A 13,655-nucleotide genomic window follows, 5' to 3' on the forward strand; every position below is an offset into this window, starting at 1 on the left:
CTGCATGAAGTGGGTAGTTGCTAGCAATAAAAAGGCCTCCCGTTAGCTACGGGAGGCCTTTTTGACAGCCATACTCAAAAGTTATACTGAGAAACTCTCCCCACAGCCACAAGTGCGCGACGCGTTGGGGTTATCAAAGTAAAATCCTTTGCCGTTTAGGCCGTCCGAGAAATCAAGCTGAGTACCGGCCAGGTAGAGGAAGCTTTTCATATCTACTACCACCTTAACGCCCTTATCCTCGAACTCTTGGTCCATGGGTTTTACTTCGTTGTCGAAGTCAAGCTTATAGCTTAGGCCGGAACAACCACCACCAGCCACCGAGGCCCGCAAACGGTAGGTAGCATCCAGCTCTGCATCCTGCATGAGCTTTTCAACTTTCTCCTTGGCTTTATCAGAAACGGTAATCATGGGCGAAAAAGGCTAAACCGGGGCGCTGTAGGCGTTACCCGAGAGGAATGTCAGATACAGAACACCAAAGATACGGTGCTTGTTCAGAAACATTCTAAGAACTAGGGTTTAGCACCACACTAAATACCGTAATGGTAGTTAAGTCACGGCCGTAGTAGAGCTTATCCAGTGCTTCATACACATTGTGCGCCCGGAAATAGGAGGTCTGCAATTCCTTGTCGCCGCGCGTGCGCCACTGAATGGTGTACGAGCTTTCCTCGTCGCGAAAACGCTGTACGTAGGCTAGCATCTTGCGCAACGCCTCCAACTTGTCGTACCCCGTTTCATAACGGAATAGAAAGCTTTGATGGTGGCGCGGGTTAACCGTAATTAAATCCAGCCGCGTTTGTCCATCCAGCTGCCGGAACTCGAACAGCAGGTTACCCGCTCCCAGACCCAGATAATCCTCTATCTGGCGCTGAATCCGGGCACTTTCGATGTGTATATCGGTAGGGGAGAGGTCCATGGTTTTGCAGAAGATGGTTGCTAGCGGAAAGAAGTAAGCAGAAAGGAGCCAGAAGACAGATCAACTATCCGCTGGGGAAGGTTGATTCTATCTTCTGGCTCCTTAACTTCTGCTCTCAGACTAGTGGTGCGACTTGGCCATTTCCAGTTCGGGCAACCCGTTCTTTACACGGTAGTCGTTGATTGCCGATTTGATGGCGTCCTCAGCCAATACTGAGCAGTGGATTTTCACGGGTGGCAAAGCCAGCTCCTCCACAATTTCCATGTTGTCGATGGCCAGAGCCTCATCCACCGTTTTGCCTTTCAGCCATTCCGTGGCCAGCGACGACGACGCAATAGCCGAGCCGCAGCCGAAGGTTTTGAATTTGGCGTCGGTGATGGTATTGGTGGTTTCGTCTACCTCAATTTGCAGACGCATTACGTCGCCGCACTCGGGGGCGCCCACCAGGCCGGTACCTACGTTCTTTTTGCTTTTGTCCAGCGTGCCCACGTTGCGGGGGTTGCTGTAATGGTCGATTACCTTATCGGAGTAAGCCATGGCTTTTGTGGTTGTTAGTGCGTAGTTGTTGGTGCTTAGTGCCTAGTTGTAGGTTGGTTGCTAGTGGATAGAACGACCTAAGCACTAACAACCAAGAACCATGCACTGTTAATGTTCCGCCCACTCAATAGAGTTCAGGTCGATGCCCTCTTTGAACATCTCCCACAGGGGAGACATTTCGCGCAGCTTTGTAACGGCTTCCTTTACGTGGTTGATGGCATAATCGATTTGCTCATCGGTAGTGAAGCGGCTCAGGCCGAAGCGCAAAGAGCTATGGGCAAGGTCGTCGCTGAGGCCTAACGCCTTCAGCACGTAGGAGGGCTCCAGAGAAGCTGAGGTGCAGGCCGAGCCGGATGATACCGCCAAGTCTTTCACGCCCATCATCAGGCCTTCACCCTCTACATACTTAAAGCTGATGTTGGCCACGTGGGGCAAGCGGCGCTCCACCGAGCCGTTTACGTAGCTTTCCTCCAGCGTCAGCAACTCTTTTTCCAGCCGGTCGCGCATGGCGCTGAGGCGGGCCGTATCGGCGGCCATATCCAGCTTAGCCAGCTCACAGGCTTTGCCCAAGCCCACAATGCCGGGCACGTTGAGCGTACCGGAGCGCATGCCCCGCTCGTGGCCGCCGCCGTCCATCTGGGCGGTAACTTTCACGCGGGGGTTCTTGCGGCGCACGTATAATGCACCTACGCCTTTGGGGCCGTACATCTTGTGGGCCGTGAAGGCCATCAGGTCAATGCCATCAGCCAGTACGTCTACCGGAACTTTGCCAACGGCCTGGGTACCGTCCGTCATGAACAACGCGCCGTGCTTGTGGGCAATGGCGGCAATTTCCTTGATGGGCTGAATGGTGCCGGTTTCGTTGTTGCCATACATGATAGTCACCAGAATGGTTTCCGGCGTCATGGCGGCTTCCAGCTCTTCCAGGCTGATGAGGCCCTCGGCGTTAACGGGCAGGTAAGTTACCCGGCCGCCCAGCTTCTCAATGTGCTTGCAGGTGTCGAGCACGGCTTTGTGCTCGGTGGTAGCGGTGATGATGTGGTTGCCCTTCTGGGAGTACATCTCAAACACACCCTTGATGCCGAGGTTATCGGATTCAGTGGCGCCCGAGGTGAAAATAATTTCCTTGGGGTCACAGTTGATCAGGCCGGCAATCTGCTCACGGGCATAATCCACAGCCTCCTCAGCAGCCCAGCCGAAGGGATGGTTACGCGAGGCAGCATTGCCGAATACCTCGGTCAGGTACGGCATCATGGCCTCCAGAACACGCGGGTCGAGGGGCGTGGTGGCGTTGTTGTCGAGGTAAATAGGTAGCTTGAGCATGGCTCGGAGTGTCTGGTTTCAGCGGAGAATCATTCGTAGGTAGAACACAAAAACCTGCCAACAGGTTTTCATTTCTTCCCACATTTGTACCTGCAAAAGTAGAACAAAACCGACGAAGCTGCGCTATGCCGGTTTCGCCCTTCTCGACTAACTCATGCTTACCAACCTCGAACATCTGGGCCTCGCCGTTAAAGACCTGGAAGCGGCCACTTCCTTATATACCACGTTGCTTGGCCAGGAGCCCTATAAACGGGAGCATGTAGCCTCAGAAGCCGTGGATACAGTGTTTTTTCAGGTAGGGGGCTCCAAAATTGAACTGCTGGCCGGCACCTCCCCCGACAGTGCCATTACGCGCTACCTGGAAAAAAAACCTGAGGGTATTCATCACGTTGCCTTTGAGGTGGACGACATCCGGGCAGAAATGGCGCGGCTGCGGGCCGAGGGCTTTCAGCTGCTCAACGAAGAACCCAAGCGCGGCGCCGATAACAAACTGGTGTGTTTCGTGCACCCGAAGTCGGCGGGCGGCGTACTGGTGGAGCTGTGCCAAACCATTAAATAGTCCAACCGGTATGAAGTTTTTTCGTCAGGAAGTAGATAGTGCGGTGGATGCCCTGCTGTTGCAGCAGGTGATTCTGTACCCTACCGATACGGTGTGGGGCCTGGGGTGTGATGCCGAAGTAACGCGCGCCGTGGAGCAGGTGTACAAGCTCAAAAACCGGCCCGCCGAAAAAGCCTGCATCGTGCTGGTGGCCGATGAGCAGATGTTTGCCCGCTACGCCGAAGTGGTTCCCCCAAATCTGACGGAGCTGCTGGCTGCCCAGAAACGGCCCACTACCTATGTAGTGCCCGGCAGCCGACAACTGGCCCCCAACCTGCTGGCCCCCGATGGCACCATTGGCCTGCGCGTAGTACAGGAGGACGAGTTTTGCCGGCTGGTTATCCGGCGGCTGGGCCACGGGCTGGTGTCTACTTCGGCTAACCTGAGCGGAGAGCCTACCCCGGCCCTATTCAGCGAAATCAGCCCGGCGCTGGTGCGCAAGGCCGACTACGTGGTGAACTGGCGGCAGGATGATAAAACCCGGGCCGCGCCTTCCCGTGTAGTGCGGGTGCTGGCCGATGGGCAGTTGGAGGTGCTGCGGGACTAGGCATCTGTACCCGGCGGCAGTGGACTGCGGCCGGTTTCACTCGCGCGAAACTCAGTTAGTCCACTCAACACCACTCGTTCTGCTTGCAGCCGCTTACCGTTGTGCTTCTGCATCAAATAGGATTCTCCAACAAAAAAGCGGGTTGGGTTGGGTTACTTTTTGGCAGTAGGAGGTATGAAGCCCTGAATTCAAATTCAACTCCAACCCTTTCGACTTTTTTGCCATGAAATTCTCTTTCAAATCCCTACTTGTTCTGGCCGCTTTTGCTCCTTTCGCCTTGGCTTCGTGCTCGGAGAAAACGCAGGAAAACGCTGAGGCTACCGCCGAAAGCGCTGCCAACGATGCTGCTGCCAACACGGAAGCTGCTGGCGACGCTGTTGAAAACGCTACCGACAACGCTGCTGCCGAGGTAAAAGAAGAAACTGCTCCTACCGCCGGTGACACCGCTGTAGTACGTAACCAGCCCGCCGCTGGTGCAGTTGAGGAAACTCCCGTTAAACAATAGGTTCGCCTAACGGCTAAGCCGTTTAAAGCTCCTCCGGCCCTAGGTCGGAGGAGCTTTTTTGTTGCTTTCACCCAAGGTCACAACCTGCGCGGTAGCGTGGCTCCTGCTACCTTTGCCCCATGCAACACCCCCAACTGCCCGACCTACCGTTGTTCCGTACCATTGCCGATGCTGCCGGCGAGCTGGGGTTTCCCGCCTACGTAATTGGCGGCTACGTGCGGGATTTGGCGCTGAAACGGGAAAGCAAGGATGTGGATGTGGTGTGCGTGGGCGACGGAATTGCGCTGGCCCAGGCCGTGGGCCGCAAGCTGCCCGGCCGGCCGCGCGTAACCGTGTTCAAGAACTTTGGGACGGCCATGCTGCCCACGCCCGAAATAGAGGTGGAGTTTGTGGGTGCCCGCAAGGAGAGCTACCGGGCCGAAAGCCGCAAGCCCGAGGTGGAAGCCGGCACCTTGGAAGACGACCTAGCCCGCCGCGACTTCACCATCAACGCCCTGGGTCTGAGCCTGAACCCCGAAACCTACGGGCAGCTAGTGGACCGCTACGACGGCATGGGCGACCTGCAACGCAAAATTATCCGCACCCCGCTGGACCCGGATATTACGTTTTCCGATGACCCGCTGCGCATGCTGCGCGCCATCCGGTTTGCCACCCAGCTGAATTTCGATATTGACCCCGATACGTTTGATGCCCTGGCCCGCAACAAAGAGCGCATCAAGATTATCTCCCAGGAGCGCATCACTACGGAGCTGAACAAGATTATCATGGCCCCGAAGCCCAGCTACGGCTTTAAGCTGCTGTTTAGCTGCGGGCTGCTGCCGCTCATCTTCCCGAAAATGGCTCAATTGCAAGGGGTGGAGAAAGTAGGCCAGCATGCGCACAAGGACAACTTCTACCACACGCTGCAGGTGCTGGATAACGTGGTGGCGGCCGGCGGCGACCTGTGGCTGCGGTGGGCCGCCATCCTGCACGACATTGCCAAGCCCGCCACCAAGCGCTACGATAAGCGCGTAGGCTGGACCTTCCACGGGCACGAGGACAAGGGCGCGCGCTGGGTTCCCGGCATCTTCACCGACCTGAAACTGCCCCTGGGCGAGGAAATGCGCCAGGTGCAGAAGCTGGTGCGCCTGCACCTGCGGCCCATTGCCCTGGTCAAGGAAATTGTGACGGACTCTGCGGTGCGCCGCCTGCTGTTCGAGGCCGGCGACGACGTGGACCGTCTGATGCTGCTCTGCCGGGCCGATATTACCAGCAAGGACCACCAGCGCGTGGCCCGCTACCTGCGCAACTTCGATGTGGTGGAGCAGAAGCTGAAGGAAGTAGAAGAGAAAGACCACCTGCGCAACTTCAAGCCCGTTATTACCGGCGAAATCATCATGGAAACCTTTGGCCTCAAGCCCAGTCGGGAGGTAGGTGAGCTAAAGGAAGCCTTACTGGAAGCCATCCTGGAAGGCAAAATCCGCAACGAATACCCGGAGGCATTCTCGCTGCTATTGGAACTAGGCCAGCGCAAAGGGCTGGTGCCGACGAAATAAACACCCCTTGTCATCCTGAGCAGAGCGAAGGACCTTACCACTTTTGAACAAGCCGGTGTCACGGTTTTTGTTCATACGTAGTAAGGTCCTTCGCTCTGCTCAGGATGACAAGGGGTGTTCGTATTTACCCTCTAAACGCATTGAAGGCAGCTCCGGCCGTCCTGTTGCAGCAGGAGGGTAGGCCGGGGCTGCCTTCGGGTCTCACCTTTCACTCACAAATGGACCCAGTACTACAGTTGCGTTAGCTCAACAATAGATGCCTGCGACGGAACAATGGTTGCTTGGGCAAGAACTGTTCCAGTAATATTCGATTTCAGACATGTAGAACGAATGAAAAGCCGCAGGGTTACAGATACGTTAGGGTAAGTGTCGGAGTATCAGTAAGCAATACGCCGTTTGTTTTCACGCTTGCAGAGAAGGCTTGCCTGTTGCAAACCCTCCCTGCAAGTCGGAAATGCACTTATTCCACGGAGCGAATAGTGGCCGCACCCACGGCCTCCCGGCGTACCTGACTGGGCTTGCCGCTGTACTCAATCAGGCTGGCTCCCACAGCATCGGCCGTTAGCTCCTCGGTAACGTGCACGCGCACTTTGCTGGCCCCGATGGCATCAATATCGGCACGGCGGGCGGTGAAGTCGGTGGCGGCCACATCGCAGGCGGCGGTGCTTTCTATTTTCAGGCGTTCAGCGCTGCCTTTCAGGTCGGCCTGGCAGCCCCCGGTCAGGGACATGGTCAGCCCCTGCAACTCGCCGCGAAAGCGCAACTGGCTACCGCCGGTTTGCTGCACGTTGAGGGTGCCGGAGTTAAAGCCGCTTACCTCGGCCCGGGTACCGCCCACCAGTTCCAGGTCGTTGAGCTCAGGTGTTTCGATGATGAGCAGCACTTCGTCATCGTTGCTGCGGGAATCGAACAGGTCGCGGTTACGGGGGGCAATGGTCAACTCGTTGCCGTCGCGCGTCACTTTGATGTCGCGCAGGGCGCGGCCGTTGCCGGCGGCGCGCACACTGTAGCTACTGCCCTGGCGGATGAGGGCCCGGAAACCACCTACAACTGTAATGTGGTTGAAACCGGTTTCGTTGAAGGTCTGCCGCTCCGAGCCATAAGACTCTTCATCGGCATTGATAGGCTCTACCCGCTCAAAGTTCAGGTTCACGTTGGAGTCGGAGCGGCCTTCTTCGTAGTCCTCCCGGTCCTCGTCCTCAGCATCTTCGTTGCGGCTGCGCAGGTCGGTTTCCTGGCAGTTCACGCACTCCACTTTGTTGCCGTTCATGCGGAATACAAAGTTTTCGGGGTGAATGGGGGCCCGGCCGTTCAGGTAATCTTCCTCATTCAGCCAGTTAGCGAAGGTTTCCGTCATGCGGAAGGTGCGGCCCCGGGGCATGAGCAGGCGCAGGCGCATTTCCTGGTCCCGGAAACGGGCGCTGGGCTGGTAGTTGAAGTGGTCGTCCACGTTTAGCGTGGAGTCGTTGAGGATGCGCAGCGTGTGCACCGTAGTGGTAGCGGCATTGCGGCGGGCAATGGAATCAGTGGCGCCTTTGGCCGAGATGATGCGCTCCAGGCGAGGGGCCTGCGCACTATCAATACCCACCAGGTCCAGGTCTACCCATTCGCCGCTGTTGAGCTGGCGGCGCTCCAGCACGAGGCGGGAGCTGGTCAGGCCGCCCAGGGCCGTTGTCTGCGTAATTTCCTCTTCCCGCTGGAACTCCCGGCCCACCCGGATGCCAGCCACCGTACTACCCACCACACCCAGCAGCCACAAACCCAACATGGTCAGGGAGGCGGTACGGCTGAGCACCGTGCGGCGCAGCAGCAGGCCCACTCCGGTCAGCAGCATGGCCAGGGCCGGAATGGCAGTAACCAGGAAGAAGGAGAGTACCGCCCAGATGGAAATGTCATTGAAGAGCAGGAAGGGCTGTAGGGGGCCGAAGTCCAGGTCGTCGGAGGAGGAGATGATACCCAGGCCCACGCCCAGCGCCATCACAGTGGCTAGCAGAAAGCCGAAGCCGGTGAGGGTGAGCACGCCCCCGGCTACTACCCGGATTAGGGAGCCAATGGAGTTGACAATGGGCCGCACGTTGCTGAAGGAATCCTCCAAGAAAGTACCCACGGGGCGGTTGTTCACGGGCCCGGCCTCCGAACCAGCAGCGTAGGGGTTGTTGCGCAGGTTTTCATCCAGGGCCGAGAGGGTGACGGCGTCGCCGCGCATGCGGAGCTTGTCGGAGGCGGTTTTCGCCTCCGGCAAGAGTATCCACAGAATCACGTAGAGCCAGAAACCCAGGCTGCCGGCAAACAGTAGCAGCAGGAAGGCAATGCGCACTACTACCACATCTACCCGCAGGTAGGCCGCCAGTCCCGCCGATACGCCCCCGACTTTACCGTTGTCGGTGTCACGATACAGCTTCTTGAACGCGGGGTCGGTATCGGGGTCGGTGGCGTTGTAGCGCTTGGGCAGCACTACCCACAGAATGATGTAGGACAGTATCGTGAAGCCGGTTACCCGTTCCCCGAAGTTGTTCAGCGGGGTATTGTCGAACACGGCGGGCACGGCCAGCACCAATACCAGCAAACCTATCCGGATCCAGAGGGGGTTGGTGTTGAAATACTGGGCCAGCCCGGCCGCTACCCCGGCCACCTTGCGGTGAGCCATGTCGCGGTACATCTGTTTGGGCGCGGCTTCCGTGGTGTCGGCATCAGCGGCGGCCTCCGGGCCGGACTTGGCGCGGCGGCCGGTAGTGTAGGCGCTACCGGCGTAGGTACCCTGGGCTGAGCCGTTGGCTACGGCCTCGGCCAGCAGCTCCTCCTCGTCCTCGGCGTCGTCGGCCGACTGGAAGTCGCTCACGCGGCCCATTTTGGCCGTCATGGCCTCCACATCCTCCAGGGTAATTACCTGCTTGAGGCCGGAAAGGCGGGCGGCGAAGAGCTCGGCAATGCGGCTCTCGATATCGGCCACAATTTCCTCGTGGCCCCGGTAGCCGCTGAAGTGGGCTTTCACTTCCGCCAGGTAGCGGCTAAGCACTTCGTAGCCGTCTTCCTCAATGTGGAAGATCATGCCCTGAAGGTTGATGCTGATGTTCTTTTTCATCTCAGTGCTGCAACTAGTCAAGAATAACTTGTAGGGGCGGTGCTTAGAGCAGCGCGTCAGGGGGCAGAGGCGCGTCCGGCGGGGCTACCGTGAGCGGGGCCGGCGTGGCGGCGCCCGGGGTGTGGGGCTTCTGGCGGATGATGCGGATGGAGTCCTGGACTTCCTCCCAGGTCAGGCGCAGCTGGTGCAGAAACTCCTGGCCATCGGGGGTGAGGGTGTAGTACTTGCGGGGCGGGCCGGAGGTAGACTCCTTCCAGGTGTAGTCCAGCAGGCCCGCGTTTTTGAGGCGGGTTAGCAGCGGGTAGAGCGTGCCTTCCACCACAATCATGCGGGCAGAAGTCAGCTCTTCGAGCATATCGGACGCGTACACCTCGCCGCGGGCAATGATTTCCAGAATGCAGAACTCCAGGATGCCCTTCCGCATCTGCACTTGGGTGTTCTCGACTTTCATGGGCTGAGGCAGATATCGGTGAAGAATGAGACAAATATAACAGAAGGTACTATGTAACGCAAGGTACCTGGTAAAAATATTTTCATGAATCTGAATATTCGGGTGGGCAGCCCTGGAAGAGGTGGAGACTGGCTGGCCCGGAAAACGGCTAAAAACTCGGTTTCTGCCGCTCAAAATGGGGTTTGCCCGAGAACTTAAAACCGCCTCGCACTATTAATGAGTATCTTGCGTTCCAGCCACGCCCCGCAACTTTTCCGGCTTTCTATCTGATTACACTCTCTATGCTCCACGTTTCCCGTAGTGCGGCCCTGCTCATGGGCCTAGGTTTGAGCGTGCTGGCCGCCGCGCCCGCCCTGGCCCAGGACAAGACGCCCAAGTACAGCAACGAATTCCTCAATATTGGGGTAGGGGGCCGGGCCCTCGGGATGGGCAAAGTGCAGGTGAGCCTGGCCGACGATGCCACGGCCGGCTACTGGAACCCCGCCGGACTAGTCAACCAGAAAACCAAGTACGACGGCGTTTTGATGCATTCTGAGCTGTTCTCGGGCATCGTGAAAAACGACTACGCCAGCTTCGGTATGAAGCTCGATGACAAAAGCGCCCTGGGCGTGAGCCTGATCCGGCTGGGCGTGGATGATATTGCCGATACCCAGAACCTGATTGACTACGACGGCTACATTAACTACGACAACATCCGCTACTTCTCGGTAGCCGACTACGCCCTGTTGCTTTCCTATGCTCGCCAGATTGGGAGCATTGAAGGCCTGCAGGTGGGGGCTAATGCAAAAGTCATTTACCGCAACATCGGCTCCTTCGCCAACGCCATCGGATTTGGGGTGGATGCCGGGGTGCAGTACCGTCGCAACGACTGGCGCCTAGCCCTGATGGCCCGCGACGTAACCACCACCTACAACGCCTGGACCATTCATCCCGAGGAGTTTGAGGGCTCGGCTAGCGCCTTGGACGAATTACCCAAGAGCAGCACCGAAATTACCCTGCCCCTGTTTGTGCTGGGTGCCAGCCGCCTGTTCAAGCTGCCCGGCGAGTTTACGGCCCTGCCGGCCGTGGATGTAGAAATCAGCACCGACGGGCAACGCAATACCCTGGTATCCAGCAGTGCCGTAAGCCTGGACCCCCGCGCCGGGCTGGAGCTGGGCTACAAGCAGCTGGTGTACTTGCGCGGCGGCGTGGGCAACCTGCAGCAGGTACAGTCTTTCACGGGCAAGGAAGAGTGGAAGGTGCAGCCCAGCCTGGGTGTAGGCCTGGCCCTGAGCGGCCTGCGCCTGGATATGGCCCTCACGCGCTTGGCCGTGGAAAAGCTGGGGCAACGCTCCCAGCCCACCTCCATCATCGTATCCCTGGGCTACGGCATTAAATAAGGTGTCAGTTGATAGTTATCAGTTGTCAGCACTGTTCTGACAACTGATAACTATCAGCTGACAACTACCAACTGACAACTAACAATCGACTATATGAAACAGGCCTACCAGAAACTATGGTTACTGGTCCTGCTCCTTCTCCTGAGTGCATCTGCCGTGCGCGCCCAGTCGGGCCCCTACGGCAACGAGTGGATTGTACCGGGGCAGCAGTACTATAAAATACAAGTAGCACAAAATGGTATCTACCGGCTAGATTATCAATATCTGCAGCGGGCCGGTATCAGCGGCGTAAGCCCGGAGCGCCTGCAACTGTGGCGGCGGGGCAAGCAGGTGGCTATCCATGTGGGTGGCAACACGGCCGCGCTGGACAACAGCACGTTCGTGGAGTTCTACGGCCAGCGGAACGATGCGGCTTTGGACCGTGGCATGTTTAAAGCTGCGGCTGACCAAGGACAGCCATTGTATAGTCTGTTTACGGATACGTCGGCGTACTTCCTGACCTGGTCAGCCGCGGTTGGGAAACGGATGGTGCAGACAAACCCGTCACCTACTACTGCGCATCCCTATCGAATTCATCAACCCTATCAGGTATTTGCCCAGGCATCTTACTGGGTAAATGATGAGGAGAATATATACCAGCCGTGGGCAGAGGCGGGAGAAGGTTTCCTGAGTAACCAGCAGGCTCGCTTGTTTACGCCCACAGGTGCTACCAGCCCTACCATACAGCCCGTAACCATGGTGCTCGACTCCGTGTGGTCAGTGGCAGCGGGAACTACCGCTATGATGCTGGATATTCAAATGGTAGGCGGGTCCATGGGCCAGCATATTTCGGAAATAGCCGTGGTTTCCTCCTCTGGCACCCGCGTGCTCGGCCAGCTTACCTTCACCAATTTTGCTAATACGCGCGGCCGCTTCCCATTGCTGGCTTCTGACCGTAGCGCTGATGGCAAAGTACGAATTACCATTACCCAAAAGGGTACCGGTGTGCGGCCTACCTGGGGCGACCGGGCGCAGGCTGCCTTTGTCCGAATTCGGCATGCCCAGACGAACAGGTGGCTAACACGTCGGCGGCAGGCATATTTCTCCAACGACTCCACACTGGCCGGTTCGGCTTATTTCGTTCTCGATTCCATTCCGGCTTCCGTGCGCGGCTTCGATGTAACCGACGCCTACAATGTGACCCGCATTGAAGGTAATGCCGGTGCCACGGCCACGCAGCGCGGCTTCGGCTTCCCGAATACGGTGAATCGGACGCGCAATCTGCTACTGTTTGATACCAGCCAGCCCTTGGTGCCTCAACCGGCCCGGCGCATTGTTTTTCGAAATATCTCGCCAGCGGCGCACAATTTTATCATTGTGTCGCACCCTATATTGATGAAACCGGCTGGCGGAATTGCCAATCCCGTGCGGGCGTATGCGCAGTATCGGGCATCGGCAGTTGGTGGTGGCTGGGATACGATAGTGGTGACTTCTCAGCAGCTGTACGACCAATTTCACTACGGCGAGATGTCGACCTTGGCAGTGCGCCAGTTTACGCTGTGGATGATGGCGGGCAGCACCCGGCCCCAATCATTGCTACTGCTAGGGAAAGGCATTGGGGTAACGGAGAACAGCTGCGGCTTCCTGCGGCAGCGTCCCGATTATTTCGGTGACTGCTCGGGCCTGAATCCGGTGCGCAACTTGGTGCCCGCCAGCACACGCGGTGTTTCGGATGCCTTTTTTACGGCCGACTGGCCCAATGGTAGTTATCAGGCCCGCATGAATACGGGCCGGGTAGCGGCTCGCACCCCCCAACAGGTGGTGAACTATCTGAATAAGCTGAAGGAGCACGAGGGGCTGGGCTTTGAGCCTTGGCGGAAAAACGTCATCCACATGTTCGGCAACCTTTACCCGTACGAAATAGCACAGTTTGAATCGTATGTCGATTCATATGCCACGTATGTCCAGAAACCGCCTTTTGCGGGCACAGTAATTAAAAAATACCGTCGACCTGATTACCCGGGCCGGTTACCAGGGGAAGCTCCCCCATTGAATCTTGCCGCCGACTTCAATAACGGAGTAGGATTTATTTCCTATTTCGGTCATGGAGGACCCAACAACTTAGCGTGGAATGTTGCCCGGATTAACGATGCCACTACCGGGTTTGCCAATAAGGGTAAGTATCCAATATGGTACGTAAGCGGCTGTTCAGCCGGTAATTCGTTTACGGCTGCTGGCTCGTTTGGGGGCGAGGATTACCTACTGGCCGAAGAAAAAGGCATCATCGGATTCTTATCGGACTCAGATTTGAGTTTTGATAACGAGCTGCACGAGATGCACACGGAAATGGTCAAGCTGCTGTTTGCCGACGATGCCTGGTACGGCAAGCCAGTTGCGGAAGTGCAGCGCGAGGTAACCCGTCGTCTGCAGGCCGCTAATCCTACCGCGTCGAAGATTGCCATGCTGATGAATACCATTTGGCAGGGCGACCCGGCCCTGAAGCTGTTCTCGCCGCTGCAGCCCGATTTTCAGACCGCCGACAGCCGCCTGCAGATTTCGCCCACGGTGGTAGCTGCTATGCCCAGCGCCCGGTTTGAGCTGAAGCTGGGCGTGAGTAACCCCGGCCGCATCACGGTGGGCGCGCTTAACATCCGGGTGACGCGCACGTTTGGCAGCACCACGCTCACTAGGAAGTGTTAACAGTGGCTAGTATGTTTGGGAATGGAGTACATGTTGACCGACGCGCAGTGGGCGCGCATCGCGCCGTTACTGCCGGGCCGGGAAGGCACGAGCGGCGGGCGGGGCC

The 13,655-nt window shown here is 57.7% G+C and carries 12 protein-coding genes; 6 read left to right on the plus strand and 6 right to left on the minus strand.

Features of this window, described 5'->3' with window-relative positions:
• Positions 1-81 precede the first annotated feature (81 nt).
• From ROI90_RS13655 to ROI90_RS13670, 4 genes are all read right to left on the minus strand, one after another.
• Positions 82-408, minus strand: a complete 327-nt coding sequence (locus ROI90_RS13655) for a HesB/IscA family protein (RefSeq protein WP_125429177.1) — start codon at positions 406-408, stop codon at positions 82-84.
• Between the two features lie 94 nt (positions 409-502).
• A complete protein-coding gene (locus tag ROI90_RS13660; protein ID WP_315998904.1) occupies positions 503-913 on the minus strand; it encodes a hypothetical protein in 411 nt (136 codons plus the stop codon).
• A gap of 120 nt (positions 914-1,033) precedes the next feature.
• Entirely contained in the window at positions 1,034-1,450 is a 417-nt protein-coding gene (gene iscU / locus ROI90_RS13665) for a Fe-S cluster assembly scaffold IscU (protein ID WP_044001465.1), read from the minus strand.
• A gap of 108 nt (positions 1,451-1,558) precedes the next feature.
• Positions 1,559-2,773 (minus strand): IscS subfamily cysteine desulfurase, encoded by a 1,215-nt coding sequence (locus ROI90_RS13670; protein WP_315998905.1) that lies wholly within the window; start codon positions 2,771-2,773, stop codon positions 1,559-1,561.
• A 154-nt stretch (positions 2,774-2,927) separates the two neighbouring features.
• On the opposite strand from ROI90_RS13670, the gene mce reads away from it, so the two are divergent.
• The 4 genes from mce (at position 2,928) to ROI90_RS13690 (ending at position 5,958) form a co-directional block, all read left to right on the plus strand.
• Positions 2,928-3,332 (plus strand): methylmalonyl-CoA epimerase, encoded by a 405-nt coding sequence (gene mce, locus ROI90_RS13675; RefSeq protein ID WP_315998906.1) that lies wholly within the window; start codon positions 2,928-2,930, stop codon positions 3,330-3,332.
• Between the two features lie 10 nt (positions 3,333-3,342).
• Positions 3,343-3,918 (plus strand): L-threonylcarbamoyladenylate synthase, encoded by a 576-nt coding sequence (locus ROI90_RS13680; RefSeq protein WP_315998907.1) that lies wholly within the window; start codon positions 3,343-3,345, stop codon positions 3,916-3,918.
• 223 nt (positions 3,919-4,141) lie between these two features.
• On the plus strand, positions 4,142-4,423 hold the full coding sequence (locus ROI90_RS13685; protein ID WP_315998908.1) for a hypothetical protein: 282 nt from the start codon (positions 4,142-4,144) through the stop codon (positions 4,421-4,423).
• A 119-nt stretch (positions 4,424-4,542) separates the two neighbouring features.
• Complete coding sequence (locus ROI90_RS13690) at positions 4,543-5,958, plus strand: CCA tRNA nucleotidyltransferase (RefSeq protein WP_315998909.1); 1,416 nt, start codon at positions 4,543-4,545, stop codon at positions 5,956-5,958.
• A 460-nt stretch (positions 5,959-6,418) separates the two neighbouring features.
• Here the strand turns inward: ROI90_RS13690 and ROI90_RS13695 are convergent, their stop codons facing one another.
• Both ROI90_RS13695 and ROI90_RS13700 read right to left on the minus strand, forming a co-directional pair.
• Positions 6,419-9,040, minus strand: coding sequence for a PspC domain-containing protein (locus tag ROI90_RS13695; protein ID WP_315998910.1), 2,622 nt, complete (start codon positions 9,038-9,040; stop codon positions 6,419-6,421).
• 43 nt (positions 9,041-9,083) lie between these two features.
• Entirely contained in the window at positions 9,084-9,491 is a 408-nt protein-coding gene (locus tag ROI90_RS13700; protein ID WP_315998911.1) for a PadR family transcriptional regulator, read from the minus strand.
• A gap of 281 nt (positions 9,492-9,772) precedes the next feature.
• Between ROI90_RS13700 and ROI90_RS13705 the strand changes: the two genes are divergently transcribed.
• Complete coding sequence (locus tag ROI90_RS13705; protein WP_315998912.1) at positions 9,773-10,870, plus strand: putative type IX sorting system protein PorV2; 1,098 nt, start codon at positions 9,773-9,775, stop codon at positions 10,868-10,870.
• Positions 10,871-10,963: 93 nt separating this feature from the next.
• Complete coding sequence (gene porU2 / locus ROI90_RS13710) at positions 10,964-13,549, plus strand: putative type IX secretion system sortase PorU2 (RefSeq protein ID WP_315998913.1); 2,586 nt, start codon at positions 10,964-10,966, stop codon at positions 13,547-13,549.
• The last annotated feature ends 106 nt before the right edge of the window (positions 13,550-13,655 follow it).

Source organism: Hymenobacter endophyticus, from assembly GCF_032464715.1.
Lineage (GTDB): Bacteria > Bacteroidota > Bacteroidia > Cytophagales > Hymenobacteraceae > Hymenobacter > Hymenobacter endophyticus.